Origin of the sequence: Serratia sp. 2880STDY5682894, assembly GCF_001537385.1 — a bacterium.
GTDB lineage: Bacteria > Pseudomonadota > Gammaproteobacteria > Enterobacterales > Enterobacteriaceae > Serratia > Serratia nevei.
In genome coordinates this window covers 251,628-278,230 of sequence record NZ_FCJA01000002.1, presented here as the reverse complement: position 1 = coordinate 278,230, position 26,603 = coordinate 251,628, and the positions used below count along the sequence as shown (strand labels likewise).

24 protein-coding genes, 1 tRNA gene and 1 other RNA gene are annotated in these 26,603 nt (G+C 57.0%); 8 read left to right on the top strand and 18 right to left on the bottom strand.

Going from position 1 to position 26,603, the window contains the following annotated elements; all coding sequences use genetic code 11:
- Nucleotides 1–7: 7 nt before the first annotated feature.
- From yejM to AWX27_RS06120, 3 genes are all read left to right on the top strand, one after another.
- Entirely contained in the window at nt 8–1,789 is a 1,782-nt protein-coding gene (gene yejM, locus AWX27_RS06130) for an LPS biosynthesis-modulating metalloenzyme YejM (protein WP_060420162.1), read from the top strand.
- A 78-nt stretch (nt 1,790–1,867) separates the two neighbouring features.
- Nucleotides 1,868–1,944, top strand: a tRNA-Pro gene (locus tag AWX27_RS06125).
- Nucleotides 1,945–1,978: 34 nt separating this feature from the next.
- Nucleotides 1,979–2,108, top strand: a non-coding RNA gene (locus tag AWX27_RS06120) — RtT sRNA.
- A 47-nt stretch (nt 2,109–2,155) separates the two neighbouring features.
- Here the strand turns inward: AWX27_RS06120 and ttrA are convergent.
- The 3 genes from ttrA to ttrB are packed head-to-tail and all read right to left on the bottom strand — an operon-like array spanning nt 2,156 to nt 6,979.
- Nucleotides 2,156–5,227: a tetrathionate reductase subunit TtrA gene (ttrA, locus tag AWX27_RS06115; RefSeq protein ID WP_060420159.1), complete on the bottom strand. Its 3,072-nt coding sequence runs from the start codon at nt 5,225–5,227 to the stop codon at nt 2,156–2,158.
- Entirely contained in the window at nt 5,220–6,245 is a 1,026-nt protein-coding gene (gene ttrC, locus AWX27_RS06110) for a tetrathionate reductase subunit TtrC (protein ID WP_060420157.1), read from the bottom strand. The genes ttrA and ttrC overlap by 8 nt, the downstream gene beginning before the upstream one ends.
- Nucleotides 6,242–6,979, bottom strand: coding sequence for a tetrathionate reductase subunit TtrB (ttrB, locus tag AWX27_RS06105; protein ID WP_060420154.1), 738 nt, complete (start codon nt 6,977–6,979; stop codon nt 6,242–6,244). The genes ttrC and ttrB overlap by 4 nt, the downstream gene beginning before the upstream one ends.
- A gap of 229 nt (nt 6,980–7,208) precedes the next feature.
- Between ttrB and ttrS the strand changes: the two genes are divergently transcribed.
- From ttrS to AWX27_RS06085, 4 genes are all read left to right on the top strand, one after another.
- Nucleotides 7,209–8,930: a tetrathionate respiration histidine kinase TtrS gene (ttrS, locus tag AWX27_RS06100; RefSeq protein WP_230200956.1), complete on the top strand. Its 1,722-nt coding sequence runs from the start codon at nt 7,209–7,211 to the stop codon at nt 8,928–8,930.
- Entirely contained in the window at nt 8,902–9,501 is a 600-nt protein-coding gene (ttrR, locus tag AWX27_RS06095; RefSeq protein ID WP_060420151.1) for a tetrathionate respiration response regulator TtrR, read from the top strand. Before ttrS ends, ttrR begins: the two co-directional genes overlap by 29 nt.
- Nucleotides 9,502–9,841: 340 nt before the next feature.
- On the top strand, nt 9,842–10,504 hold the full coding sequence (locus AWX27_RS06090; protein ID WP_025303625.1) for a VUT family protein: 663 nt from the start codon (nt 9,842–9,844) through the stop codon (nt 10,502–10,504).
- Between the two features lie 17 nt (nt 10,505–10,521).
- On the top strand, nt 10,522–11,253 hold the full coding sequence (locus AWX27_RS06085; protein WP_060420148.1) for a metallophosphoesterase family protein: 732 nt from the start codon (nt 10,522–10,524) through the stop codon (nt 11,251–11,253).
- Here AWX27_RS06085 and AWX27_RS06080 read toward each other — a convergent pair.
- Entirely contained in the window at nt 11,246–11,734 is a 489-nt protein-coding gene (locus AWX27_RS06080) for an ATP synthase subunit B family protein (RefSeq protein WP_060420144.1), read from the bottom strand. The two genes, AWX27_RS06085 and AWX27_RS06080, sit on opposite strands and share 8 nt — an antisense overlap.
- Nucleotides 11,735–12,388, bottom strand: coding sequence for a helix-turn-helix domain-containing protein (locus tag AWX27_RS06075; protein ID WP_072265423.1), 654 nt, complete (start codon nt 12,386–12,388; stop codon nt 11,735–11,737).
- Nucleotides 12,389–13,258: 870 nt separating this feature from the next.
- Between AWX27_RS06075 and AWX27_RS06070 the strand changes: the two genes are divergently transcribed.
- Nucleotides 13,259–13,501: a DinI family protein gene (locus AWX27_RS06070; protein WP_060420138.1), complete on the top strand. Its 243-nt coding sequence runs from the start codon at nt 13,259–13,261 to the stop codon at nt 13,499–13,501.
- 167 nt (nt 13,502–13,668) lie between these two features.
- Here AWX27_RS06070 and AWX27_RS24870 read toward each other — a convergent pair whose 3' ends face one another.
- From AWX27_RS24870 to AWX27_RS06005, 13 genes are all read right to left on the bottom strand, one after another.
- Nucleotides 13,669–14,853, bottom strand: coding sequence for a phage tail fiber protein (locus tag AWX27_RS24870; RefSeq protein ID WP_080432915.1), 1,185 nt, complete (start codon nt 14,851–14,853; stop codon nt 13,669–13,671).
- Nucleotides 14,854–14,856: 3 nt separating this feature from the next.
- On the bottom strand, nt 14,857–16,050 hold the full coding sequence (locus AWX27_RS06055) for a tail fiber domain-containing protein (protein WP_060420129.1): 1,194 nt from the start codon (nt 16,048–16,050) through the stop codon (nt 14,857–14,859).
- 67 nt (nt 16,051–16,117) lie between these two features.
- Complete coding sequence (locus tag AWX27_RS06050; RefSeq protein WP_060420126.1) at nt 16,118–17,116, bottom strand: DUF6453 family protein; 999 nt, start codon at nt 17,114–17,116, stop codon at nt 16,118–16,120.
- A gap of 5 nt (nt 17,117–17,121) precedes the next feature.
- Nucleotides 17,122–20,328, bottom strand: coding sequence for a TipJ family phage tail tip protein (locus tag AWX27_RS06045; RefSeq protein WP_060420123.1), 3,207 nt, complete (start codon nt 20,326–20,328; stop codon nt 17,122–17,124).
- A gap of 53 nt (nt 20,329–20,381) precedes the next feature.
- Entirely contained in the window at nt 20,382–21,008 is a 627-nt protein-coding gene (locus tag AWX27_RS06040; protein WP_060420117.1) for a tail assembly protein, read from the bottom strand.
- A gap of 42 nt (nt 21,009–21,050) precedes the next feature.
- Nucleotides 21,051–21,401 carry a hypothetical protein gene (locus AWX27_RS24995; RefSeq protein ID WP_154618175.1) on the bottom strand — a complete coding sequence of 117 codons (351 nt, stop codon included), beginning with the start codon at nt 21,399–21,401 and terminating at the stop codon, nt 21,051–21,053.
- A 37-nt stretch (nt 21,402–21,438) separates the two neighbouring features.
- Nucleotides 21,439–22,143: a C40 family peptidase gene (locus AWX27_RS06035; protein WP_060420114.1), complete on the bottom strand. Its 705-nt coding sequence runs from the start codon at nt 22,141–22,143 to the stop codon at nt 21,439–21,441.
- Nucleotides 22,144–22,152: 9 nt separating this feature from the next.
- Nucleotides 22,153–22,902, bottom strand: coding sequence for a phage minor tail protein L (locus tag AWX27_RS06030; protein ID WP_047730874.1), 750 nt, complete (start codon nt 22,900–22,902; stop codon nt 22,153–22,155).
- Between the two features lie 12 nt (nt 22,903–22,914).
- The gene (locus tag AWX27_RS06025; RefSeq protein WP_033639815.1) at nt 22,915–23,253 is read right to left on the bottom strand and encodes a phage tail protein; all 339 of its coding nucleotides are present in this window, start codon (nt 23,251–23,253) and stop codon (nt 22,915–22,917) included.
- Complete coding sequence (locus tag AWX27_RS06020) at nt 23,253–25,421, bottom strand: phage tail tape measure protein (RefSeq protein WP_060420112.1); 2,169 nt, start codon at nt 25,419–25,421, stop codon at nt 23,253–23,255. Before AWX27_RS06020 ends, AWX27_RS06025 begins: the two co-directional genes overlap by 1 nt.
- Nucleotides 25,414–25,635 carry a hypothetical protein gene (locus AWX27_RS06015; protein ID WP_019453673.1) on the bottom strand — a complete coding sequence of 74 codons (222 nt, stop codon included), beginning with the start codon at nt 25,633–25,635 and terminating at the stop codon, nt 25,414–25,416. Before AWX27_RS06015 ends, AWX27_RS06020 begins: the two co-directional genes overlap by 8 nt.
- 17 nt (nt 25,636–25,652) lie before the next feature.
- Complete coding sequence (locus AWX27_RS06010; protein ID WP_060420111.1) at nt 25,653–26,018, bottom strand: phage tail protein; 366 nt, start codon at nt 26,016–26,018, stop codon at nt 25,653–25,655.
- A 123-nt stretch (nt 26,019–26,141) separates the two neighbouring features.
- Nucleotides 26,142–26,597, bottom strand: coding sequence for a major tail shaft subunit (locus AWX27_RS06005; RefSeq protein ID WP_016926946.1), 456 nt, complete (start codon nt 26,595–26,597; stop codon nt 26,142–26,144).
- Nucleotides 26,598–26,603: the final 6 nt, after the last annotated feature.

Genomic DNA, 26,603 nt, shown 5'->3' with positions numbered 1-26,603 from the left:
TTGACTTATGGTGACAAACCGTCAGCGTTATCGTGAAAAAGTCTCCCAGATGATCAGCTGGGGGCACTGGTTCGCCTTATTCAACATTCTGCTCGCCCTTGGGCTGGGTAGCCGCTACCTGTTTGTCACCGACTGGCCCGCTTCCCTGCTGGGCCGCGTCTATGCTCTGGTCAGCCTGCTGGGGCATTTCAGCTTTATCGTGTTCGCCGGCTATTTGCTGGTGATCTTCCCGCTCACCTTCGTGGTGATGTCGCAGCGGCTGCTGCGATTTATTTCCGCCGCGCTGGCCACCGCCGGGCTCACGCTGTTGCTGGTCGACAGCGAAGTGTTCTCCCATTTCCACCTGCACCTCAATCCGGTGGTGTGGGATCTGGTGGTCAACCCGGACCAAAGCGAGCTTTCGCGCGACTGGCAGCTGATGTTTATCTGCGTGCCGGTGATCTTCCTGGTGGAGATGCTGTTCGGCACCTGGAGCTGGCAAAAGCTGCGCAGCCTGAATCGCCGCCGTTTCGGCAAGCCGCTGGCGGCGCTGTTTATCAGCGCCTTTTTCGCGTCGCACCTGATTTATATCTGGGCCGACGCCAACTTCTATCGCCCGATCACCATGCAGCGAGCCAACCTGCCGCTCTCGTACCCGATGACCGCGCGCAAGTTCCTCGAAAAACACGGCCTGCTCGACCAGCAAGAGTATGAGCGCCGCCTGGTGCAACAAGGCAATCCGGAAGCGGTGGCGGTGGAATATCCGCTCAGCGATCTCAGCTACGGCGATAAAGGCAGCGGCTATAACCTGCTGATGATCGTGGTAGACGGCATTCGCGCCAAAGACGTGGCGCAAGACATGCCGGCGCTGACGCGCTTCGCCCAGGAAAACGTGCGTTTCAGCGATCATTACAGTTCAGGCAACCATGCCGATACCGGGCTGTTCGGCCTGTTCTACGGCATTTCCCCGACCTATCTGGACAGCGTGCTCGCCGGGCGCAAGCCGTCGGCGCTGATCAATGCGCTCAGCGATCAAGGCTACCAGCTGGGGCTGTTCTCCTCCGACGGCTTCAACGCCAGCCTGTACCGTCAGGCCCTGTTGACCGACTTCTCGCTGCCGACGCCGGCGCCGCAAAGCGACGCGCAAACCACGCAGCAATGGCAGCGCTGGCTGACGGATCAGGGCGATAAAGAGCCGTGGTTCTCCTATATCAACTTCAGCGGCGCCGAGCCGGCCGAAGGTGCCAAAACCCCGGCGCCGGCCGACTTTATCCAGCGCTATCGTACCGGCGTGCAAGACGTGGACGCCCAGATAGCCCTGGTGCTGGACACCCTGAAACAGCGCGGCCTGCTGGACAAAACCGTGGTGGTGATCACCGCCGAGCACGGCGTCGAATTCAACGACAGCGGCAAAGGCCAATGGGGGGCCGGCAACGGCTTCAACCAGGCGCAGCTGCAGGTACCGTTGGTGATCCACTGGCCGGGCACCCCGGCCCAGACCATCAGCAAGCTGACCGGCCATAACGACGTGATGCGCACCCTGATGCAACGGTTGCTGCACGTGAAGACCGCGCCGAAAGATTATTCGCAGGGCGAAGATCTGTTCACCGCCCAGCGCCGCAACAACTGGATCGCCACCGGCGATGGCAATCAGCTGGTGATCACCACGCCGACGCAGACGCTGATGCTGGACAACAGCGGCAACTATCGCGTCTACGATCAGAACGGCGATGAAATAAAAGACGAGAAACCGCAGCTTGCTCTGCTGTTGCAGGTGCTGACCGATGTAAAACGCTTTATCGCCAACTAACTGCTTAAAACTAAAGCAATCAAGTGGCGAGGCGCTTGCATTAACATCGGGAATCGGTAGTATGAATTTTCATAGCGTCGGCATGTAGCGCAGCCTGGTAGCGCACCGTCATGGGGTGTCGGGGGTCGGAGGTTCGAATCCTCTCATGCCGACCAAGCTCAAGAAAACCTGCTGTTACAGCAGGTTTTTTTTCGTCTGCACGCTGAGAGGATGAGAATCTCCGAAGGAGGTTTGAGCCGAGCGCAGTGAGACCACGTTGCTTTAGCAACGGCCCGCAGGGCAAGCATCGAAGATGCGCATAATCCTCTCATGCCGACCAAGCTCAAGAAAACCTGCTGTTACAGCAGGTTTTTTTTCGTCTGCCGTTTACGCGGAAAGTTTGACGATCGCCGCAGGAATGCCCTGGCGCACCGCCGCACCGGTTACCCAATCCAGCCAGGTGTTCGGCACTTCGCGCGTCGGATCGGCAAAGCCCAAATCGTTAAGGTTGATGCCGGCGGCGATGCGCTCATCCATCGCCAGCGGTTCGCCGTCCAGGTAGTGCTGGCTGGCGCCCATCTCCCGGTGGCCGTAACCGTGTTCCACCGCGATCACACCGGGCATCACCCCCGCCAGCAAACTGATCTGCGCCTCCCGGCTGCCGCCCGGCGTACTGATGCTCACCCAGTCACCGTGTTGAATGCCGAAACGCACCCCGTCCGCCGGGTTTAGGGCCACCAGGTTCACAGGCTTCACGTCGTGCAGGCGCCGGATCACCGCGGTGGAGCTGCTCATCACATTGGATTTGAAGGACATCAGCCGCAGCGGCCACTGTCGCTCAGGGTAGAGCTCTTCCACCGCGCGGCCGTCCGACAAACGCGCCGGGTAACAGGTGGGACAGCCGCTGAAACGCTCGCCGGTGATCGCATGGCGGTGCTTTGCCACTTCCGCATTCCAGATCTGCAGCGGCTTCTCCCAACGGTTGCCCACGCTGCCGTCGCGGCGGCCGCTGTCATGATCGGCGAAGCGGCCGCCGCGGCTGTAGATAAACGCCACGCGGTCGATTTCATCGGCGCGCAGCGTCTGCGCAAGCTGCGGCAACAAGCGATCGACGCCGCACAGCGCCAGCTCTTCCGTCCTCGCGGCCGGCACCGGCGCCTTGCCGGCAAACGCCACGTTGGCGGCGGCGCGCAGATAATAATCCTCGGCGCGGTTGAGCGGCAGCAGCCCGCCCTGGCCGTCGCCGATCGCGCGATCGCCAAACCCCGGCAGCGCCAGGCGTTTGGCGACGGCGATGCAAAACGCCTCCATGGAAATCGGCTGCCCTTGCGCCGTTTTCGCGGTCGCCGGCGTCACTATTGGCCAGCGCGCGGTAGTAGCCTTGCTGGCGACGCCGCCCCAGGGGGCGCTGAATCCCCAGCTCTCAAAGTTATGGGTATCCGGGATAATATAGTCGGCCAGCGCCGTCGTTTCGTTGATAAACGCATCGATGGCGATAAACAGCGGCAAACGCGCCGGATCTTTCAATCGTTCCTCCGCCACGCCGCGCAACCCGGCGATACCGTACAAGGGGTTGGTCATGTTCGAGATCCAGACTTTCAGCCCGTACGGATACCCCGCCAGCGCCGACGTCAGCAGCTCGGTCAACTGCCCGGCGACGAACGGATACCAGGGCGCCCTGGCCGGCCAGGGTGAAATGCCCGCCGCCACTTTTTCGCGGTATTCGTCGGAGGTTTCATAAGCGGCCTTGCTGCGCGCGATATTCAGCCCCTTCGGTTTTACCAGGCCGGGAAACTCGACCAGGTTATAGCGCGGCCCCTCGGCGAAGCCGTTGAATTTACCGCCGCCGACGAACACTCCACCCTCCAGGCTAAGGTTACCGATCAACACATTGAGCATCATCACCGACCAGGTATTGTAAAACCCGTTTGCCGCCATCATCCCGCCATGGGCGATCACCGCCGCCTTGCGCCCATGGGCGGTAAAAGCCTCGGCCAGCGCCGCGATGCGCGCCACCGGCACGCCGCATTCCCGGCTGTACGCCTCCGGCGACAGTTTATCGGCGGCCTCTTTCAGACACTGGAAACCACTTTTCACCGCCACCTGCGCGCCGTCGTGCAGCGTCACCGTGCGGGTTACCCACAGCTCGGCACGGTCGCACGCCTCGGCCGGCACCAGCTCCCCCGCGCCGTTGACGACCAGCGGCGACGCCGACTCGGCGCCGTTCAGATGAGCGAGCGTCAGATGCTGCCCCGCCAGCGGGTGCTCGCTCTCGGCGATCACCAGATGCGTGGCGTTGGTCCAGCTCTTCTCGCCGGCACGCTGCATGGCGGCCTCCGACGGGATGGCGAGATAGCCGGCCTGATAACGCCGGTTGTCTAGGATCCACTGGATCATCGCCATCGCCAGCGCCGAGTCCGTGCCCGGTAATATCGGGATCCAATGGCCATGATCGTCCGCCAGCGTGGTGGTCAGCGGCAGCGCCGGCGCCACCACCGCATAGTGAAACTCGCTGCGCAATCTGGCGCTGGCCAGCTGCCGGGCCTGACGCTTGAACGGGTTGCCGGACTGCGCCGGCGAGGTGCCCATAAACAGCGCGAATTCGACCTGTTCCCAGTCCGGTTTCACATGCGGGTTCTTGTCCAGATCGTTCAACAATGCACCGGAGCCGGCACGGTAGGCCAGCCCACAATAAGCGCCGTGCGCGCCGAAGTTTTTGCTGCCGAAGCTGTTCTGGGCGAAGCGCCGCAGGAAGCTGTCGCGCCCATCGTCACCGGCGTTGGTCACCAGCAGCTGGTTGGCTTTCGGCCCCAGCCCCGGCCGCCGGGCGTCGATCGGCGTTTCCAGATCGCGGATCGCCCGCAGGCCGTCCACATGCCCCTCGCCGAACAGATCGCCGCCCTCCACCACTTCAGCGATCAACTGCTCGAAGCTGATACGTTGCCACTTGCCCTCGCCGCGCTTGCCGACGCGTTTCATCGGCTCCAGCACGCGCAGCAGGCTGTAAAGCCCCTCCAGCAGCGTGGCGCCGCGCGCGCAGGCGGTGGAACGGGCGTCGAGGCCGCTTTCGCCGCCCAGCTGCGCCAACGCCTCCTGCAACGGCAACGCCGAGTCGACGTGCCGTTCCTGAGACAGCGGATGATAAGGGTTGCCGGCAATGCGCAATACCCGATCGGTCTGTCTGTCCACCCGAACCCGCACGCCGCATTGCGTCCAGCAGCCGAAACACTGGGTCATCGAGATGGCCTGCTGCGGATTGCCTTGCCATTCCGGCACTGCCCGCCCTTCGGGCAGCAGAGAGTTGCCGTTGATGCGATCCAACGTCACCCGCCCTGAGGTGCCGTGAATCAAGCCGTCGATCGCCCGTTTGGCGACCTCACGATAGCTCAGGCCAAAAGCGGACAACCCGCCGAAGGCCAGGCCCACTTTCAACCACTGACGCCGGGTGAGTTTAGCCATGTTGTTTTCTCCGCAATAAAAACGCCTGTGCTTCACGCACCATGATCATTAACGCCAGCCACAGCCCGAAAGTGCCGACGATCGCCAGCAAGCCGTCGGTACCCAGCGGCAGGCTATAGAGGGAATAAGACGCGTTGTATTTCGGGAGGGTTTGTACCTCGATCAACAGCGTCCAGCGCATCAGCCAGCTCAGCCCCAGCGCGCCGGCCACCAGCAGCGGTGCGCCGCCGCGCGGCAAACGTCGATAGGCGGCCCAGGCGGCACACGCCAGCGCCAGTGCCCACAGCGCGATCCACCCGGCGGCATACTGGCGCGCCGTCGCCTGCGTCTGCAGCCAGTGGCGTATCGCCGTGCCGGATAGCGTATCGCCGCATACCCACAGCAGGATCGCCCCGCCGAGCAGCAGTAACGTCAGCAGCATCCCGCGCGCCAGTGGCGCCTGCAGGCCGGGCGGTTCGCGCAGTGTCAGCAGCAGCAAGGCCAAAAGCGCCTGCAGCGCGCTGAGGAACATCACGATCGGAAATCCGTAGCTGAACCAGATGGGGCGAGCGCGCACAACGGAAACCTCACGCCCGGTGTACAACAGCAGGCCGATAGCTACCAGCGCACAAGCGGGCGCTATCCCACGCAGCAGCGCCACCCGCCTGCCCGTCAGCCGCGTAAATTCGACCGCGATAAACCACAGGCCGATCAACAAGGTAAACAGCGGCAAGAACAGCGCCCCCCACGGCATCCACGACCAGGGCGTCGGATAAGCGTAGAAATGCCAGAAACGGGCGGTTTGATGCAGATCGGCGGTCAACGCCAGCGGCGCGGTGATGGCGCACGTCAGCCCGATAAACAGCGCCATGCGCTCCAGATGCGCGGCGTTATCTCCACCGCGCCAGCGCCACACGCAGGCCAGCAGCGCGGCGCAGGCGGCGATGCCGATAAAGAAGAAATATTGCACGGCCCACGGCAGCCAGCTCACCGCCTGCGGCTGGCTCAGCACTTCTGCGATCATCAGTTGGCGGCTCATCGTCCCTCCCCCCATAAGGCGACCTGCGCCCGGCCCGGCAGCGGCGTGACGAAGGCGTCATCCAGCCCCAGATAAAAGACGTGGGGCGCGGTTTGATTCTCCGGCTTGAGGACTTTGATCTCGGCCTCATGGCGCCGCAGCAGCTTGCTCAGCGTGCTGTGCGGATCGCGCATGTCGCCGATGATCCGCGCCCCGCCCACGCACGACTCCACGCACGCCGGCAGCAATCCCGCTTCCAGCCGGTGCACGCAGAAGGTGCATTTGTCCGCCGTTTGGGTGGCGTGATTGATAAAGCGGGCATCGTACGGGCAGGCCTGCACGCAATAGGCGCACCCCACGCAGCGTTTGTTGTCGACCACCACGATCCCATCCTCGCGCTGGAAGGTGGCCTGCACCGGGCATACCGGCACGCAGGGCGGGTTGTCACAGTGGTTGCACAGCCTGGGCAGCAGCACGTTGGTCGCCACCGCTTCGCCTTCGAGGCTGACCTGGTACTGGTTTACCGTGGTGCGAAACTCCCCGTGCGGCGTCTGGTTTTCAATGGCGCAGCTCACGGTACAGGCCTGGCACCCGACGCAGCGCCGCAGGTCGATCAGCATCGCATAGCGTCGGCGAACATCCCCCTCGCGCCGCGTCGGCGCCCACGTCAGCCCGGCTTCCGCCATGGGGATCAGCGAGGCCCCCGCCGTCAACACGCCCAGCCGCTGCAAAAACTGCCGTTTACCGAAATCCATGCGCCTCTCCCACACCCTGGGCATCACCCCGATCACGCTATTGATGCCCGTTAGATGAATAAACAATGTCGATGATTTACAGTGTAAAAATGGCATTGGGCTCAGCTCTATTGTGGTTAACCACATACCGAACCTAACGTTGATCTAAAACAAGTGACGGCAGGCAGATTGCCCATCAGGAGGGGCCGTGAGGGTCGTGTTATTACTGCTGCTCAGTCTCGGCTGGGGGATGGCGGCACAGGCGGGCGAGTGGTCGGTCGGCGTGCTGGCGATGCGCGGCGATGCGGCGACCGCGCGTGACTGGCAGCCGCTGATCGACAGGCTCAACGGCAGCGTCGGCGGTGAACGCTTCCGCCTGCGGCCGCTCGATCTGGCGCAGATGCGCGAGGCGGTCAATCGGGGCAGCGTGCAGTTCGTGGTCACCAATCCGGCGCAGTTTGTGCAGCTGAACAGCCACTATCATCTGCGCTGGCTGGCGTCGTTACGCGCCGCCAACGGCGACCGGGCAACGGGCAACATCATCGGCAGCGTGATTCTGGTGCGGCGCGACAGCGGCATTACGACGCCGCAGGCGCTGATGGGCAAAACGGTGGGCGCCATCGATCCGCAGGCCTTCGGCGGCTATCTGACCGGTTATAAGGCGCTCAGCGACGCCGGCATACGGCCCGAGCGCGATTTTCACCTGCGCTTTACCGGTTTCCCTGCCGACGCCCTGCTCTATCTGTTGCGCGAACGCGCCATTCAGGCCGCCATCGTCCCCGTTTGCCTGCTGGAGAAAATGGATCAGGAAGGCCTGATCAATCCGGCGGATTTTCGCCCGCTGTTGCAACAGGCCACGTCGGTTCCCTGCGTTACCAGCACGCCGCTTTACCCCAACTGGTCGTTCGCCGCCCTGCCCGGCCTGGATAACTCACTGGTGGATGCGGTGGCAAGAGCCTTGCTGACCGCACCGCCGCAGTCACCCTTCCTGTGGGGCGCACCGGCCTCGACCAGCGAGGTGGAAGCGCTGCTGCGCGCCGTCAATCAGCACCCGGAACAGCGGCGGCTGTGGCTGGATATCAAAAGCTGGCTGATCCAGCATCAGACGGCCGTCGGCCTGTCTCTGGCGGTGCTGGCGCTGTTGATCGTCAACCACATCTGGATCGCGCTGCTGGTACGCCGGCGCGGGCGGCAGTTGCTCCATGCCGGAGAGCAACTGCGGCGGCAGGAGCAGGCGCTGGAGAACGCCAGGCAGCTGAACGTCCTGGGGGAGATGGCCTCCGGCTTCGCACACGAGCTCAATCAACCGCTGGCGGCTATTCGCCACTATGCGCAAGGATGCCTGATCCAACTGCGCAACACGGACGCCGGGCATCCGTTGCTGGGGCCGCTGGAAAATATCGACCGACAGGCGCAGCGCGGCGGCGAGACGATTCATAACCTGCGCCAGTGGGCACAGCCCACCGCAGAGGCGATAGACCAAACGCGCTGGCAGCCCGCTGCGGTAAGCGAAACCGCCGAGCGGGTGTGGGCGCTGCTGCGCCTGACGCAGCGCTATCCCGGCCTGACGTTGTTCAACAACGTGGCGCCTTCGCTGACGCTAACCCTGCCGCCGGCGCTGCTGGAACAGCTGCTGGCGAACCTGCTGCTGAATGCGGCGCAGGCCGGGGCCAATGCCGTCTGGCTTTCCGCCACCCAGAGCGAACGGGCGATCGAGTTGCATCTGCAGGACAACGCGGGCGGCATGACAACGGCCGGGCTGGAACAGGCTTTTCGTCCCTTCAACACCACCAAAGCCGGCGGCATGGGGCTGGGGTTAGCCATTTGCCGGCGCCTGGCCCGCTATGGCGGCGGCGAAATCCGCCTGGCTAACCGCCCCGCCCCCGACAGCCGCAATGGGCTGTGCGTAACGCTGCATTTCATATTGAACGATGAGGAAAACCATGTCGCTAATTCATCTGGTGGACGATGACGTCGCCGTCACCGACGCCTGCCATTTTTTGCTGACCAGCCTCGGCCACGACGTGCAGTGCTGGAATGACAGCACCGACTTTTTGGCGCAGGCCGACCTGTTTCAGACCGGGATCGTCTTGCTGGACATGAGGATGCCGAAACTCGATGGGCACCAGGCCTACGCTGAGCTGCGCCGCCTCGGCAGCACGCTGGCGGTGGTGTTCCTGTCCGGCCATGGCGACGTGCCGATGGCGGTGGAGCAGATGAAGTACGGCGCGGTGGACTTCCTGCAAAAACCGATCGCCGCTGAACCGCTGATCGCCGCCCTCGAACGCGCGCACCGGGTTTCGGCCGCAGCCTGGCAACGCCATGAAACTTACGGCCGCTACCGCACGCTCACGCCGAAAGAACGCGACATCGCGCAGCTGGTAGTGCGGGGCATGATGAATCGGGAAATGGCGGAGCGGCTGAATATCGCGCTGCGCACCGTGGAGGTTCACCGGGCGAAAGTGATGGAGAAAATGCAGGCCGCCAGCCTGGCGGAATTGGTGATTCAGCTGCAGGCTCTGCCGCCCACGCCCCGGGAGTGAACGTATAAAGCCCTCATCAAGCTAACGTCCCGTATTCCTCTTCCCATGATTGACACAGCGCAATCCAGGTAATATATTCATTAGAAATATTAATGAATTACGGTAAAGTCATCTGTTCTCAACCAACAGGCCATCAGCATTCTTCGCAAAACCCAGCGTAGCGCTTTCGCCTTCAGGAACCCCGTGAGGGAAAGGAGAGGCGTTGCCTTGAATAAAGAGAAACGAAGGCCATGCGACATGGCTCAAGCATCATTGCGCCACTATCTGGCCGCTTGGTTGACGTTTTAAATAAGTATGGATTATGAATAACAGAAGAACACGGACTAAATAAGGAATAAAAATGCAAGGAAATCTCAAGCTCTATGGCCTTTTTGTTGGCCTGACGGTGACCATTATGATCACCTGCGACACGTTGGTTTATAAGGTCTTTGATATCTATGGTTTTAAAATAACGGCCAGCGGTATTGTATTCTCCCTGTGTTTCTTGATCTCCACATTGCTTACTGAGGTTTACGGCTATAAATTGTCGGTCAGAGCAATATGGATCATGGTCTTCTGTCAAAGCTTATATGTCATCATACTTAATCTCTCAGCCGTTATTCAGCCAGAAAACAACGATATCGCCACGCACTATTATTCTTTGTACCACGAATTCTGGCGAGTCATGATCGGTACCTGGGTGTCCGTTCCGGTCGCTTATTTCGTCAATGGTTTTATTATTTCAAAGATGAAGATTATCTTCTCCGGCAAATACTTCTTTATCCGATATATTGTGGGCTCCATGTCTACACAGGCCGCCCTGTTGCTGACAGCCTATCCGATCAGTCTTTCAGGAAAATATACCTTCATGGAGTTGGTTAACATCATAAGTACAACCTGGTCTTATAAAGTTGTCGTCTCCATTGTCTTGCTGCCGCTCGCCATCGCCTTAGTCGAGTGGGTGAAGAAGATAGAAAACACCGATCACTATGATTGGGGCACCTCATACAATCCATTTAAGTAATATCAACAGGGTCTAGCATGAAAGTAATTCAGATTAGCGACATACATATTATGCCTAATGAAAGCGCGCTGGCTTCGAAGCATCTTGCTAATTTCGACAGGGCCATTGACTTCATTAATGCCAATGCCGATAAAATCAATGCCGACTTGATCATTGTGACGGGTGACATCTCTCATGATGGCGATATCCCCTCTTATGAGCGCTTCTTTAAGATAATGAACCGCACTTCCTTACCTTTCTATTTTTTCCCAGGCAACCACGACAACAAAAAGAACCTGGACGATGCAGCCCATAAACAGGGCGGCAACTATGATATAAACTCGTTTGAAGATGACGAATGGCGCATGCTCAGCATCGACTCGGTGGTTGATAACGAAGATTTCGGCAGGGTCTCGACGCATGCGCTCGACACGCTTGAAAAAGCCATCGTCGCAAGTGGCAATAAAAAGGTCGCCGTCTTCTTGCATCATCACCCTATTCCTGTAGGCACCCCGATTGTTGATAGCTGTATGTTAAACAATGCTGAGGAGCTATTGAGCCTCTGCCAACGATTAAACGTTAAGTTTATCGGCTCAGGCCATGCGCATACGTTATTCCAAAGAAAGCTGGGGGAAACCTTAATCTCTGTTTCCCCGGCAATTTGTTCGCAATGGAAAAACGGCACAAGCGATGTCAGCAGCATAGACAACTCGGCTTTCAGCGTAATTACGTTCGATGAGCATATTCACGTCGAACCCTGGTTTATTTAATCAACGTCAGTATTGTTTTTTTAGACTTGTCGCTTTTCTTTGCATTTTTCAAAGAGGCAGAGAGTGCTCTGCCTTCTTTTACCCCGGCATAAAAGGCTATTTTCGTCGCATCCAAGGACTCGGTTTTGTCGACAAGATCGCGATCCTTTAGGAAATCCGCCCCTGATATTGATATCGAGTCAACGTCGTTTTTCAACGTCCACATACAGTTTCTTTTTTCTTCATGAATCGACAGTTTGGCCGAGGCGATTTTTATTTTAGACTCGGTCTCGGCGATAAAAGCGATGTCTTTCGGGTTAACGTGCCTGAGAAAATCGCCCTCGATGAGTTGCCCCCAGTTTTTTTTCACGAAAGTATGGGTGCCAAACTCTTTGAAAAGCCAATATCCATCCGCCGTTCGGATCACACTGCGATCTAACGTATAGAGGTAACTGGGGGAGTATATTTTTCTTAGCCTTCTCATTATGTTAAATAAATCCATTTATTTCAGCCTCTTTATCGTTTTCAATAGAACACCGACGATCGCATAATCGCTATAGGACTTCACGCTGCTATCTGAATCTAATGAGATATTTGTAAACAACAAGTCGTCGTCAGAAACAAAAACTCGCCTTAAACATATTGGGTAATTTTTCAGCTTAACCAGGACGATGTCCCCATCACAAAATGGCTCCTTGAGGGAGATCACACAATACGTTCCGCGGTCTAATTCAGGCGACAGTGAATTATTCGTTATCTCTGCCACAAACAGCGAATCGTCCGTCATGTCATCGACTTCTGTCGTATAGGTATCTTCCGCTCTGATCGTGTTGGCCAGAAAACGCTCTACATCGCTGTAGCTAATGAGCGGCAGCGATCTCACATTGTGTTTGGCCTCCCCTGTGACGCTTAAATCCTTGTCAGTCAGCTCCCCTACTTTTACGCTGAAAAATTCACCAATGGACGCAAGCGTGGCGATCGTGGGATTCCCCACCCCTTTCCTCAGATTATTGATGGTGGCAATACCTATCCCTGTTTCGCTGCTCAACCGACTGGCGTCAATCCCGTGCATGCGCATGAGGTAAGTGAGGTTTTCACCTATCATTTTCAATGACATACCATTTTCTTCTGATATTTTAATGTTGTTTGGTTGCATTATAATGTTTTAAACCTATACTTTAGCGTCATTAAAGTGAATTAAAAACATTAAACCACTTCCAAGGTGGAAATGACAATGATCCTGGGCGAACGACGGACGAAAAACACAAAAAACCTATTGTAATAAAATGATTTTATTGCAAATCATCGTTCTTGATGAACGTGACTGGTTTTTTATTGAAATGATTCAGTTTACTTATAAAAAGCTATCTAAGCAGGCTAACTCATATCCCGTTCATCAAGCTTCAGAGGCGCTTGACAACGCCCGGGATATCTTCATCGCATTCACGCCATAGCTGCCGCGGGAGAAACCTAAGATACTGATCATTAACCTCGCAGCAATTTAGTGCAAGAAAGCCCACCTGGAGAGCAAACCGCATCCCGGTTTAATTTTAAACGAAATGAGATGAATGCCTTATTCAGCGCTCATAGAGCGACTATTGCCCAACACTCGGGATTTTTTCTCCATCAGAACGCGAAGACGCGGCATCAGCGCCCGTAGCACTGAGTTCCGGCGCATACCTGCGTTGAGCAACATTATGCCAAGAACGGCGACCAGAAAGGTGGCGCCGGGCCTCCAACACCAGGGAGCCCCGGCCCGACGCCACCGCCTGCCTTACGTATTGATTTTTAAGGGTGAAAAATGCAGGCTGCGGGAATGATCACGCCCTTTGAAGATTCACGCGCGAAGTGAGCGGGGAAAATGCAGGCCACTGGCCAAACGTAAGAAAATGATTCTGCGGCAGGCTTAGCCCCCCGTAGCGCAAGCAAGAATGAACGCCTCATGCAAAATTGCTTTCCCACTCTTGCCAACCCGCCTTCCTCAGGCCAGAATACTGTACATTAAATCAGTATTTACAGGTGAGTCATGTTTGTAGAATTAGTGTACGACAAGCGCAACGTCGCTGGGCTACCCAACGCCGCCGAGATTATTCGCAACGAGCTGGAAAAACGCGTGCATGCGCTGTTTCCTGAAGCCGAAGTGCGCGTAAAACCGATGCAGGCCAACGGCCTGAACTCCGACGCCAGCAAAAGCGATCGTGAGAAGCTGAACCGAATGTTGGAAGATATGTTCGAAGAAGCGGATCAGTGGCTGGTCACGGATATTTGACGGGGAAAAACGGGATTCGCAGGGAGAAGACTCCCACCCAGCGGGAACCCTGCATCGCAGAACGGGCAGTCGTTCTGCCCGAGCCTATCGGTGATAATGCCGGCGCCGATGCAATAGGCGGCCAGAAACCTACTGCACCGGCATTATTTACCTGGCATCCACTTTATTTATGAAGCCGCGTTGGTTTCCGATGGCGTTTCATCGTTTGATACCAGCGCCTCTGGCGGCAACACTTCCACCGCTTCATGCACCGGCATGGTGAGGCGCAGATCGATCCAGCGCCCTTCAGGGATATCCATCGCCTCGCCGGCCACGATCGTTGCGCTACCGATGTCAAAACGACGTTTGCTGATTTTCACCGTAATCACGCCGTCGCTGTCGGTGGCGGTTTCCACAAAGCACAGGCGGTTACCGTTCGCGTCCTGCGGTACTTCGATCGTCCAGCCCTCTTCCGCAAAACCTAACGCGCCGGTGACTTTGTAAACGCCAACTGAAACACGTTCAGCAGATACCCCCGCAGCCTCACTGTTAACAGCCGCATAGCCTGACAGTGCAAAGTCGTCCAGGTAGTCATCAGCCATCTTTTCCGGCGCGCCAGACAACCTGGCGATCGGAGACGCTTTTTTGATGAAGCCATTGGCGTCAACGGTTGTATTTCTGGTGTCCCAAACCCTGGCCCACGGTGCTACAGTGCCGTTTTCATTCGTTCTGTAATGCAGACCAAAATTCCCGCGAGATGCAATCTGAAACGCATAGTTAGCAAGCGATGTATGCGCTATATTGATCCCCATAAACGCCGAGGTAGTGGGGGCTGGGCCATCGTTTGCCGCGGTATTTCCCGCAGTTAAAAACTGCCCCTTCGCTGAAGAAAGCGCTATATCCCACCCAGTATTTACCCCCTTCCCACCTATCCCATAATCCCCAGGCTTTAACGCACTTGCTAGCGTAGCCGCCGCATTGTTTTCACTAACTTTTGCAGCCTTTGCCGAGGCCGCTGATTTATCAGCGGACAACGCGGCTTCGGCGCGCAGGCGATCGACGGTTTGCACAATCTCAGGTGTGATGTCGCTTTCACCTGGACGCCGCAGGAAATCATTGAGCGTACCGGGGAGGGAGTCGGTATAAACCTCTATTGTGCCTACACGCTCTGGTTGAGCACCGTAGACAGATACAATTACCTCGTAGGCACCAGGCTCTACATTAAGCGAATACCGGCCCGTATCATCGGTGACAGATTGCGACTTTGCCAAATTTAACACCGTGGATGATGTTTTCACTGAGCGCATCGTAATAGTTACGCCAGAACGAGAATCACCGTAAGGCCCCTTTAACACCCCGCTGACTAACACCATTATTTATTTCCCCATTAGCAAGTTAATTAATTCATCTTGGCGATCTATTCTTTCCAGCATTTCCTTATTCGCTGTCAATAAAAGGCCAAAAAGCTCAAGTGGATTAAGAGATTTTTTTCCATCGGATAATGTCGTAACACCATTAGGTAATATTTTCTCGACTTCCTGCGCAATCACACCGAAATCATGCGTAGCACCTATAGTTACCCCGCCGTCATAAGTAGTATCTTTAAATTTGTATGACACTGGACGAATTTGACGTATCACCGCCGATGCAGCACCCGGTTCTACGGGATTAATTTTTTCTTTGATTGTTTCGTCTGAATCAAAGAAATTTATTCCCTTCTGAGAACCATCAATTGATACTTCAAGATAACCATTACCAATTGCGGAAAATGCCCGTACTCGTCCAGCAACGGAGTATGATCCAAGAGGTGCGGCGAAAGAACCATCTTGGCGCATTTCAAACTGAGTAACCAACCCGCCAGCCTGATTGGCTATCCGGTATCTAAACCCGCCAGTACCTACGCCTCGGTTATTGACAAGTTCACTTATACCGGTAGAACCATCCCAACCAATGGCAGTGCACGCATCAACGACAATTCCATTAACCCCTTGAGTTTTTACTATCCCGTTTATCAATCCACCAGTTTTCCCATTGATAGTACCCAGGCGATTATCGTTTCCAGCGGCCACAGTGTTTGCGGTAGTACCAACATCACGGGACGCCGAGTTACCGAGGTCGCTTTTATTGGCCTTTTTATCGACTTCTGTTTTATCCGCCTTCAAATTCAATGCAGCGGTAAAACTATTCCAGGCAGGGCCGGTGTAAGTGCTGCCGTCAGGTAACGTCACCGTAATGTTTCCGCTACTGCTGAAGACCTGTTGCCAGTTCTCTTTATCGAAATTCAACCCACGCAAGGCTTTCGCCGTTTCGGTGGCCAGTTGGGCGGTGATGGCGTTCATCGTGTCACGCGGCACGGCACTCCAGGCAACACTTTGCTGAGCCGGGCCGTCATAGGCTTTAACCAGCGTTACCTGAGTGGCGTTATCAATCGTTTTTACCGGCAGCGTATAGGTGACGCCACCGACAACGCTCACGATGAAATCACCGGCTTTCAGCTCGGTATTGAATGCCGTCCCCGTACCTTTCACTACGGCGGAGTTGTTTGTTAGGGTTAGAGTGCCTGCTGGCATGATGTTCTCCTGAATTTAGGCAACAAAAAACCCAGCGGCAGGCTGGGTTGTTAAAGGTCTTTAGGTGTTAGAAATATTTGTCCGAGTCCAAAATTATCATGCGGTGATTCAGTGTCATTGTTCTTCCGATTAGGTTTTTACCTTCGCCAAACTTTGCGCCTTTTCTTCCATAAACTCTGCCGCCTTGCATGCCTACGCCGAGATAGAAAAGATAAGTCCAGTTAGCTGTCCCCTCGCCCAGAAAACCATAATTCAGCACCGGAACCATCGGGCGGGATAACCCCGTCTCAATAGAACCCGCTCCATTCATTATTTGATAAGAGCTATATGAAACTGGCGTGTAACCCGTAGTGAAAACCAAGTCCCCAGCGTTATTCCAGATGGCAATACCATAATCAGGCATCTGCAAATCGGGTACAGTCGCCACAACACATATTCGCATCGTGGCACTAATACCATCGCTGGTAGCGCCGTGACCGTCGTTGATAATCCTCCAGCCACGTATTGCGTCAGTATATAAACCATCCCCATCCGGCATAATTGTTAATTCATAGTTCGCATTGAACCAGCTAACATAGATTACAGCATTTTCACGCCCCTGAACTCCATCAGGTATGCGCCAATATCCCGTAAAGTTAATTTCTTCCATATGTGTAATATATGAAATATGAGATTTACCCAGTGTTGCAAACTGAACTGAATCTGTCATGAGTATGCCGTATTCCGGCGGGTCACTCGCAGGCAACGTTTCGAATACCTTTCCCCGAAATGAAAGATTAGTTGCACCGCCTCTGTAACTGTCAGACCATGTCTTGATACCGTCATTCTCCCTGACATATCCGGTGAGGTTGCTGATGTTAGGTATTTCGTAATAATAACGTTCCATCGGAACTAAAAAAATTTCGCTACCGGGTGAAATCCCAGGCAATGGCGTCCACGCGTTACCATCACGAAGGTTTACATTAATCGGACCATCATAAACCTGCCTGACCATGCGAAGCCCGGAGTTAAACTCAATCATTTTCCCGTTTTGCGCTCGGGTCAGAATGCCGTACTCTTCCGCCATAACTGTTACCTCAGTTTACCGATCCGCAATACCAGCTGATTAGAGCTGTTGTAATAATCGTCACGGATGTTCGTCATCACTCGCCGTCCCTGGCCTGGGCTATTGCCGTTCATCTCAAACTCCCCATTTCTGAAGTTAATGCTCAGCCCCTGCTGGCCCGGCTGATAGTTATCAGATGACAGACGGTCTGATAATTTAGCTGTCCCAATTGAGGCATCCGCAATTTTCGCCGACGTGATAGAGGCGTTCTGAATGAACGCGTCGCTGATAAACACCTGGCCGTTGATTACAGCGAACGGTGAATATTGCGTGTCGCCGCTGCCGCTCATCAGCACAAACTGATTCGCGTTAAAGCCCACGCGGGTGGTGACCGGCCTGCCGTTTTCCGCCAATACCGCGATCGACATGCCGGCGTTGTAGAAGGTGCCGTTCACCCGCACGCCCGCTTTCAGCGTATGGATGGCCGTGGCACCGTCGGCGTCGACCGTCGCCGTCAGTTTGTCTTCCAGCACCGCCGTGACGTCGTCAATCTGCGCCTGCACCTGGGTTTTCATCTCGGCCAGCCCGCGATCGACCTCCGCGATGGTGGTTTTCACCACCATGATATCGGCGCGCACCGTACCGTACTGCGCCCACTGGTGATCCACCGTCGCGTTGTTGGCCAGCGCATTCTGCAAGATGGCGTCGATATTGGTGTCGATATCGCCCACCAGCCGCTCACCGTCTTTCGCGGTCAGGAGATCGTCGCCGATGTTCTCGAGATAATCGCCGGCGTCCGCGTTCGCCTGCCCGGCGGCCCAACCCGTCCAGTCCCCCTGATTGCCGGTGCGGTCTTGCAGCCGCGCGCGGAACCAGAAGGCCTGGCCGGCCTTCAACCCGGTCATGGCGTGGGTGTGCAGCGGGTACGGGATATCGGCCAGCAGCATCGCATTATTTCCGGCGGCGTTGTCCGCATACTGAATTTCGGTTTTCAGCGTATCTTCAGCGCCGGACGGGAACGCCCAGTCGAGCTGAATGCCCCACAGCAAAGGCGATGCCTTGAAGCCGACCGGCATCGGCGGCTTACCCTCTTTGCCCTTGAGGTAGGTTTCCATCGAGGTCGCCCAGACAGACGACACATTGCTGGCGTTGATGGCCCGCACGCGAACCCGATAACGACCGGCGTAAATCCCCGGCACCTCGAAACCGAGCGCGGAAGTGCGCGGCACCGACACCCAGTTGCCGTTATCTTTGCGCCATTCCGCCTCATAGGCGATGGCATTTTCAACCGCGCCCCAGGCGGCGCGCAGGGTGGTAATGGCGATCCCCTGGCTCACCGAGGAGTAGCTGTCGATGGCGATGTTTTTCGGCGGCGCCTGCACGCCGGGCGGAATGATGGAAATCGGGCGATCGTCGATACGCGCGCCGGTATCGATGCGGGCGTATTTATTCGGATCGTGTTCCGCGGCGTTGACGGTATAAGTATTGTCGCCGTTATCGGCGATGCCCACCACGCGGTAAAGCTGCACCGCCAGGTCGTCCGCGTCGATGGACCAGGCCGCCTCCGGCGCCGGCGCTTCGCTGTAGGCGGTGGTGACGGTCACCACGCGTTCATTCACCGCCTGCACGGTGCGCGCCTGCGCCCGGCCGGATGGCAGGTTGACGATCAGGCGATCGCCGGCTTTGGCGCCCGGCTTCCTGTCCAACGTCAGTTTACGGCCGTCCACGCCGCTGAGGCGCCCGCCAATCACCCGCCCGGCCAGCATCTGGTCCGCCACGCCGACGATATGCCCCGGCATAGGGATCATGCCGTCCAGCCCCACGGAGAAACTGACCGTACGATCCTTGCTGTTGGTCAACAGCGCCCAGCGACCGCGGCGATTCGCTTCGCTCGGCGTGGTGCAGCCGATGGCCGTCAGTTCGGTCTGGTTCACGTCGTAGCGGCGCACCAGATCGCTGTCGAATACCGCCTCTATCGCATCGGCGTAATGGTTGCCCGGATCGGACCAGCTGACCATCGCGGTGCTGTAACGGGTACGTTCGCTGGCGGAGGAATAGGTAAACTTGCCGTCGATGACGTTGGCGCGGGTGTAGGTGAAGTCCATATCGCGCGGCATGTCCGCCAGGGCGACCATTTGGTTTTGCCCCCAATAGGTCATGCCGCGGAAGATGCCGGCCAAATCGCTCAGTACCGTCCAGGCCTCTTCCCGCGACTGCAGATAAACGTTGCAGGTAAAGCGCGGCTCCATGCCCTCGCCGCCGCGCCCGTCCGGCACCGGCTGATCGCAATACTGCGCGATGCGATACAGCTCGGACTCGGAAACCTGGGAAGCGTCGATGCGATCGCCCAGGCCAAAACGCTCGGCCAAAATAATGTCGTAAAACACCCAAGCCGGGTTATCGCTGTAGGCCCATTTAAAGCCGCCGCTCCAGATGCCGGTATAGCTGCGCGTTTGCGGATCGTAGTTGTCCGGCACGCGGATCAGGCGGCCGCGCGGTTTGCAGCTGATCTTCGGGATGTTGGGGAACTGCTTCGAGTCGAACTCAACGTAAAGCAGCGCGGTGTTCGGGTAGCGCAGCTTGGCGTCGATGATTTCGGTCAGCGCCTCGATGTTCATGCGGTCGGCGATCCGGGCGCTGTTGGCGTTAGGCGTCAACCGGCGCACGCGCAGCTGCCATCCCGTGGTGGCCTTCGGCAAGTTGATGCGGTGCGAGCGTTCATACAGCGAGGTGGTTTTATCGTCGATCGCCGCCGTTAGCACCTCCTGGTAGCTGCCGCCGTCGGTCGCCACGTCGATGGCATACTCGATGCGATAGCCGTTGACGTCGCCGTTGTCCGCTTGCTTTTGCAGCATGGGCCACCCCAGGCGCAGGCGAACGGCGGAAAGTTGCAGGTTCGAGACGGAACGCACCCACGGCGCGCCGCTTTTCAGTTCGCTGCCAACCGAGATCTCATTCTCAACGGCGGGTATGCCCTGGATATATTCCTGCGCCTGCGAACCAGGGCGGAATTCCCAGCGGAAACCGGGAAAGTTTTCCGTTCCGTCGCTGCTCAGCACCGGCGTACCGTCAACAAAAATGTTTGTGCCATCCAGCCCGCCGGCAAACTCCCCTTCGCCCAATGCGAACAACATCTTCGCTCTGGCGATCGACTGAATGCTGTCCGGCGATTCTACCGGCGTGTGGCCGCCGCCGCCGCCGCCTTTTCGCCCACGGATCATGTTCTGTGCCATATTTCGCCCATAAAAAAAGCCGCTATTGCGGCTGTCTGTTCAAACGGATGTCGTTATTGCTGGTCTTCGGTATAAATGCCTGCGGAGATAATCGCCCCGCCAATTTCACGCGTGCCGTACAGCACGCCGACGGGGTTGCCCTGCGCCGTGGTATTGACCGGCCCGCCAAAAGCATAGCTCGGTTTATTTTCCGGGCCTTGCCGCATGCGCAGCCCGCCCATTTGCGGGGAAAGCATTTGGAGAATGCCACCGAGGGCCATGGAAGCACCGGCCATCGCCGCCATGCCAGTTCCCCCACCCGCCGTAAATGCCCCCAGAGCCCCCGTCCCTGCACCCGCAGAAACATACATGGCCACGGCAACCAGCGCCACGCCCAGCACGGTCTGGAATAATCCTGCGCGCTTGCTCCCAATCACGACGGGAACAAGGTGAATATCTTCCGTCCCTTTGGTGAGCTCCAGCTCATCCTGCCCGACATTGCGTTTACCAACGAAAATAGAAAATGTCAGGCCGCGTTTGTGCGCTTCAAGCATGTAGCGTTCAAAGCCTGGAAGCAGATTTTTCATCGCATCGATCGCTTTTGGCACCGTTGGCGCCCGATATTTAAATTCGCGGCCGAAAACCTTAATCATGGGACCATGAAAACGAATGGTTCTGAGAGGAATATCAATAAAATCCATACAACCTCCAATAAAAAGCCCCACTAGAATGGGGCTGTATATTTACTTGCGGGCGCTATTTATTATTATTTTACATTCGCGCTTATTAAGTTCAATACCACCTAGCGCTGTGGTTCCATTTTTACAGTCTGTTGAAAGTTTTCTAATACTCAACGCACCATATCTATCACCTTTTGCATCAAGTAGTTCGTTAATTTTTTTTGAGTCTGCCGTATTATATTTTTGCTGAGCATCCATTAATGCCATAAACCAAGCCCACTTCCTTACATACTCACCAAGAATTGGATCTTCGTCTATTTCTTTATGATGACTAAGATATGCATCCAGTGTAGTTGCATTAGCAAAAAAAGAAGTCATAAAACACAAAGCCAGCGCAGAGATTATTTTCTTCATTACCCTTTTCCTTAAGCTGAAAAGTGGAATGATAGCATCACATCAGCGCTTTGTGCCGCAACACCTTCACCGTTCGCTCCTTCCAATACCCACCATAAGGCACCCGCTGGCTGAGCATGCCGTACATATGGTGCAGCAACAGGCCATCTGCCAGCAGAATGCCGGCGTGGTTGGCCACCGGCGCCGAAACCTGCATGATCGCCATATCCCCCGGCTGCGGCGGGCCATCGAACTCGCGAAAGCCGCAGGCATGCCAGTTATCCAGATAGCGGTTTTCACCCCGCTCCCACCACGGATAATCAACGCGGTAATCCTGAAGCGTTATGCCGTGCTCCTGCCGGTAGTAGCTCATGACCAGCCCCCAACAATCGGTATGCCCCAGCACGAACTGGCGGCCCACCAGCGGCAGTTCGCCGCGCGGCAAGAGGGTGCGTAAATCCCCCTCCGGCCAGCTGGCTATCGCCCAAGGCAACGCCATCGCGTCGCACTGCGCCTTGTCCAATTCACTCGGCTGCGTGGTGGCGTCCGGGTGACTGTGCACAATAAGGGTGATGGTGCCCCATTCGGCGGCGGCCACGTAGTCTTCCGGCGCCAGATAAAACTGCTCGGTGGGGTTGTCCGCCAGGTTGCGACACGGGAAATAGCGCTCCACGCGGGACTTTTGCGCCACCACACCGCAGCATTCGCGCGGATACTCGGCCCTGGCGTGGGCCATAATGGCCGCCGCGGTTTTTTCTTTCATGCTCGCCCCCTACTGCCGGATCAACGCCGCGCCGGGGAAGCCGCCGAACGGCAGCGGCTCGTGCTCGCCAAAGCGTTTTTGGCAGTCGCTCAACAGCCCGCCGCAGCGATCCTGGCTCGGGTCATCCACCGGGTTGCCCTTGTCGTCAAAGTAACGGCTACCGGCGTAATCGCAGCCCTTGCCGGTGCGATAGCCGCCGCGCGAGCACCAGGTGCACAGGCTGTGGATTTGCCGGGTCGGGATGCGCAGTCCCCGCAGGTCAGCCGGACTCGAGAGTTCGAACTCCACCGCTTCGTCGCTTTCCGTCGCCTTGCGATCGATGTAGAACACCTGCAGCTTTTCCTGCAGCGGATCGGCCGAAGAGTTCCCTTGCGGGAAGTTGCGGGCATCAAGGTAGTGTACCAGCGTGTCGTGGATCCGCACCTTGGCCTGCGCCATGTCCTCAAACTGCAGGCAGAGCGCGCTGATCAGGCCATTGATATTGGCGACCGACAGCTTAGGCGCATTGCCCTGGCTGTCGGCGGAGATCTCCAGTCCTTCGACGCTAAACGGCCACGGGCCGTACTCCTGCCCCTGCCACCAGACCGATTTCGCCGGCAGTTTGGTTTCATCACCGCCGGCGGCGGCCAGCTCTTGCGGCGTAAAAGGCAGGGTATCGCAGTGAAAGCGCAGAATATCGGCGCCAAACCGGGTGCCGTCTACCTCAATCAGGCGGATGCGGTTGCCCGGCTCCAGCTTTTGCAAATCTGAATTCAGCATCGTCTCCCCCGGTTAAACGTGGAAGGCCTCGGTAAACGTGGCCGTCAGTGAATAGTTGTCCCCGCCCATGGCGACCGGCTTATAGCCCTCGCAGCGGTACAGGCCGGGAACCTGAGTTGGTGGCGTCCATTGGAAGGACTTCACCCCGTGATGGTTTTCCAGAAAGACGATGATCGGCGTGATGTAGTCATACTTGCCGACAAAGGTCAGATCCCAGGAGCGCACGATCGGGTTAATGCCATCGCCGGAAACCTGCGCATAGCCGTCGCCGAACTGCGCCTTTCTGACGCGAAAACGCGTATCGCCGGCGGCATTGACGCGCGCCGGAAATTCAAATGTCTGAATGCCCATTACATCCCCTTGATTGCTTTCCAAATCGGCTGGCCAGGCATCAGGTTGCGGTTGATCACCTTCTGGCTTTCCTGCGCGGCGATATTCCCCATCTGTTTACCGAACTCGCCCCATCCCGGATCGGCCTGCGAACTGACGTTGCCGCCGTTCTCGATGGTGATGTAGACATTCGGCGCCGCCGCAGGCTGCTGGCCGCCGCCGATCGCCCGCACGCCGAGCGAACCGTCCGCGCCGCGTTTGAGCGGCATGATGGCCTCCGGCCCGGCTTCGCCCATCAAGCCGGCGCCTCTGGCGAACGCGAACAATGTGGGATTGCTGACGATCTGGCCGCTGAATGCGCTAAGCGAAGGCGAGGCGTACACGCCGCCCTTGGCGTTAGGGAACATCGGCACAGGCCCCGGATCGTTACCGGTAGGCAAAAAGAAACTCATACCGGTTTTAAGGGCGTTAAACATCGCCATCTTAATCATCATACCGGTTAGGTCGTTCAGGATGGATTTGGCAAAATCACCGAAACTGGCTTTGCCGACGGTGACAAAGTTAGTCAGGGCGTTGGCCATGCCATCAAACGTTTGGGTCGTTATGTTTTTGACTTGCTCAAAAACGTTACCGCTATCACCCGTCCAAGCCAACAGGCCCTTTTTCAACCCGGCGACATAATCCCCTTTAATCGCCGCTTTTTTCTGTTCGGCATCGCGAACAATATCCAGTTGGCGTTGCTGTTCACTCGCGAGAATGTCTGCCTGTTGCACATATTGCTCGGAATTTTTATCTGCCACCTCCTTGTCCAACTGCAGGCGACGTTGATGGAACGACTCTCTGATCTGCTGCTCTGCGACCATTTGCTCATAGGCTTCAGGCGACAAAGTCATTTGTGCGTTCCGGTTGGAGTACTCCAGCTGTTTCGCGTCGGTTTCAGCTTTCAATCGCTGGCGCATATTTTCTTGCTGCTGCGCCAGACTGGCGATCTGATATTCGCGTTCGTTCGACAGTCGCTTACCATAAAGCGTTTTCAGTTCTTCGCTGGCTTCCTGCTCTTTGCGTACCGTCGTCTGCCCAGGCGCGTATTGTTCCGCGAGCTGTTGAAGCAGCTTCATGTACTGCTCCTGCTGCTTTTCTTGTCCACTCTTATCTGCCCCTGACCTACCAGCAGCTGACTGATCATCTTTAGGCTGCTCAGGAGTTACTATTGCATTAATATCAGATTGAAACTGGCTAATACGTTGGCCAAGCTCTGTATAAGCCAAAAAGCGAGCATCATTTACATTGTCAAGATTACGTTTAGCAGTTTCGATGGCCTTATCCATCGACTCCATATCCGCCGCCGTTCTGATCAACTCCTCCTTCCTGTCCTCCGGCTTACCAAACAAGAGACTGCCAATCCACCCCGCTTTATTAGCCTGCTCTATCCGTGTTTTCAGATATGTTTCATTACGTTGCAGCTGCTTTTTTTCATCAAAAAGCATCTGAAGCTGATCTCTATAATCCAGTTGCTTTACAGCTAACTGTTTATTAGACATCTTAGCCAATGTCGGGACGGTCTCTATTACTGCATCTTTCAATGCCAAAGCCGACTCACGGGCCAATTGGTTTTGCTCATGGAAGTACAGCATCGCCAACCCCGCCTGGATGGCGACACCGATCGGGCCGCCAAGAACCCCCAGCGCGACGTTGGCGACGCGAGAGGCAGAACCGACGCCGGTCGTCGCCTGAGCCGCCCCGCGCGCCGCCGCCGCCTGATCGCGCCAGGCCGCCGCGCTGTCATTCAGGCCGCCGGCCAGTTTCAGCATCTCCTCCGCGCGGCTGCCGCCTTCGCCGGAGGCGCTGCTCGCCTGGCGAGCCGCGTCGTCCAACTGCTTCATCTGCGCCGTCGCAGCGACGGTGATGGACGCAAGTTCGGTGAGCGCCTGCCCATACTGGCGCGACGTGGCGGCGAGCCCCTGCAGCGACAGCTCGACGCCGGCCAGCCCCGCCAGTTTTCCCGCCAGGCCACCAAGCGTGCCGCCGATGCGTTGATACGACTCGTCGGTCTTCTTCGCGTCCTGCTGAGCCTGGCGGTTAAATTTGGCGGATTGTTCCCCGGCGGTACGGTAAGCCGCCGTCAGTTTGTTTTTAAAGTTGGTGTCATTCAGTTGCAACCCGACGACCAACTGTGCGGTATCAGCCATTTCCCAGCACTCGCATAACGTCAGCACACTGCATATCAATACTGCTTTGCGCGGGCTGACCGGATTGATGAACGGGGGCACTCTCCGCCGCATCGGCCGTCATGCCTTGCAGTTTGAAGTATGCCCGCCAGTGATTCAGGATGTGCGCCGGCAGCGCGGCGATCTTGCGAGGATCCGACTCACCCCAGCGATCGGCCAGTTGGAACACCAACATCAGCCAGGGCGAGTCAGTCAGTTTTTTTCCGCTTCCTCCAGGCTGCCGACCGCATGGCGCTTAACGGCGCCGATGGCTTCGACCAGCGTCGGGTTGTCGTGCGCCGCCAGCAGATCTTCAACGCTCGGCAAGGCGCCGGCCGGGATGCGTTTGCCGTCCGGCGTCATCAGGCAAGACAGCAGCAGCTGCACGTTGAGCTGTGCGGCTTTGTTCATATCACCGCTGTCGATGGCGGCCTTCATGCCGTCTTCGTTTTCCTGCAGTTCCGCCGCTTTCAGGCGGCGGATAAAGGCTTTGGCGCCAAAGATCTGCGTTTCGATCACGTGGTCGTCGGATTTCAGCAGCGCCGCTTTCAGCGCTTTCAGATCGTATTTCTCAGTCATCGGTTTTTCCTTGTTCATATAATGTGCTCTGCATGAAGAAAATTGCCGCAGGCCACATGGCCCGCGGCGGAAGCGATCGCGTCGAGCGCCCTCAGGCGTTAAGCCAGCGCGCTCGTCGGTTCGTCACACCTTCGGGGTAACCGAGCCCCAGGTGTTGCTGTTTTGCTTGCCCTGAACGGTAATCTGAATGACTTCACTCGCCGGGGCGGTGATCTCATTCATTTTCCAGCCGGACAGCGACAGGATGGAGGTGGAAGTGCGGCCGTTCGGCAGCTCGACGTAAAACTGTACCGTTTCGCGCTTGTCCGCCGCATTCAGCAGCGCCGCGAAATCGGCGTTGGACGGATCGTCGATGAAACCGATGGATTTCTCCGCGCCTTCCGGCAGGTCGGAAATAAACTGCTTGGCGGTATCCAGCAGCGTGGTGCAATCGACAAAACCGCCGGTTTGCCCCATTTCACCCACCGCTTTACAGTTGGTCAGCGCCTTCATGGCCGTGGGCGCAGCCCCAACGGTGCCCCATTTGACGATAGTGCCGGCAGGCAGCATGGCGTATTCTGGCGAAGTTTTATCAGCCATAGTTTT

What these genes read in the sequence shown, in the direction of transcription:
- yejM (WP_060420162.1), top strand. Translation starts at nt 8, where the DNA reads ATGGTGACAAACCGTCAGCGTTATCGTGAAAAAGTCTCCCAGATGATC.
- ttrA (WP_060420159.1), bottom strand. Translation starts at nt 5,227, where the DNA reads ATGGCTAAACTCACCCGGCGTCAGTGGTTGAAAGTGGGCCTGGCCTTC.
- ttrC (WP_060420157.1), bottom strand. Translation starts at nt 6,245, where the DNA reads ATGAGCCGCCAACTGATGATCGCAGAAGTGCTGAGCCAGCCGCAGGCG.
- ttrB (WP_060420154.1), bottom strand. Translation starts at nt 6,979, where the DNA reads ATGGATTTCGGTAAACGGCAGTTTTTGCAGCGGCTGGGCGTGTTGACG.
- ttrS (WP_230200956.1), top strand. Translation starts at nt 7,209, where the DNA reads ATGGCGGCACAGGCGGGCGAGTGGTCGGTCGGCGTGCTGGCGATGCGC.
- ttrR (WP_060420151.1), top strand. Translation starts at nt 8,902, where the DNA reads ATGTCGCTAATTCATCTGGTGGACGATGACGTCGCCGTCACCGACGCC.
- AWX27_RS06090 (WP_025303625.1), top strand. Translation starts at nt 9,842, where the DNA reads ATGCAAGGAAATCTCAAGCTCTATGGCCTTTTTGTTGGCCTGACGGTG.
- AWX27_RS06085 (WP_060420148.1), top strand. Translation starts at nt 10,522, where the DNA reads ATGAAAGTAATTCAGATTAGCGACATACATATTATGCCTAATGAAAGC.
- AWX27_RS06080 (WP_060420144.1), bottom strand. Translation starts at nt 11,734, where the DNA reads ATGGATTTATTTAACATAATGAGAAGGCTAAGAAAAATATACTCCCCC.
- AWX27_RS06075 (WP_072265423.1), bottom strand. Translation starts at nt 12,388, where the DNA reads ATGCAACCAAACAACATTAAAATATCAGAAGAAAATGGTATGTCATTG.
- AWX27_RS06070 (WP_060420138.1), top strand. Translation starts at nt 13,259, where the DNA reads ATGTTTGTAGAATTAGTGTACGACAAGCGCAACGTCGCTGGGCTACCC.
- AWX27_RS24870 (WP_080432915.1), bottom strand. Translation starts at nt 14,853, where the DNA reads ATGGTGTTAGTCAGCGGGGTGTTAAAGGGGCCTTACGGTGATTCTCGT.
- AWX27_RS06055 (WP_060420129.1), bottom strand. Translation starts at nt 16,050, where the DNA reads ATGCCAGCAGGCACTCTAACCCTAACAAACAACTCCGCCGTAGTGAAA.
- AWX27_RS06050 (WP_060420126.1), bottom strand. Translation starts at nt 17,116, where the DNA reads ATGGCGGAAGAGTACGGCATTCTGACCCGAGCGCAAAACGGGAAAATG.
- AWX27_RS06045 (WP_060420123.1), bottom strand. Translation starts at nt 20,328, where the DNA reads ATGGCACAGAACATGATCCGTGGGCGAAAAGGCGGCGGCGGCGGCGGC.
- AWX27_RS06040 (WP_060420117.1), bottom strand. Translation starts at nt 21,008, where the DNA reads ATGGATTTTATTGATATTCCTCTCAGAACCATTCGTTTTCATGGTCCC.
- AWX27_RS24995 (WP_154618175.1), bottom strand. Translation starts at nt 21,401, where the DNA reads ATGAAGAAAATAATCTCTGCGCTGGCTTTGTGTTTTATGACTTCTTTT.
- AWX27_RS06035 (WP_060420114.1), bottom strand. Translation starts at nt 22,143, where the DNA reads ATGAAAGAAAAAACCGCGGCGGCCATTATGGCCCACGCCAGGGCCGAG.
- AWX27_RS06030 (WP_047730874.1), bottom strand. Translation starts at nt 22,902, where the DNA reads ATGCTGAATTCAGATTTGCAAAAGCTGGAGCCGGGCAACCGCATCCGC.
- AWX27_RS06025 (WP_033639815.1), bottom strand. Translation starts at nt 23,253, where the DNA reads ATGGGCATTCAGACATTTGAATTTCCGGCGCGCGTCAATGCCGCCGGC.
- AWX27_RS06020 (WP_060420112.1), bottom strand. Translation starts at nt 25,421, where the DNA reads ATGGCTGATACCGCACAGTTGGTCGTCGGGTTGCAACTGAATGACACC.
- AWX27_RS06015 (WP_019453673.1), bottom strand. Translation starts at nt 25,635, where the DNA reads ATGTTGGTGTTCCAACTGGCCGATCGCTGGGGTGAGTCGGATCCTCGC.
- AWX27_RS06010 (WP_060420111.1), bottom strand. Translation starts at nt 26,018, where the DNA reads ATGACTGAGAAATACGATCTGAAAGCGCTGAAAGCGGCGCTGCTGAAA.
- AWX27_RS06005 (WP_016926946.1), bottom strand. Translation starts at nt 26,597, where the DNA reads ATGGCTGATAAAACTTCGCCAGAATACGCCATGCTGCCTGCCGGCACT.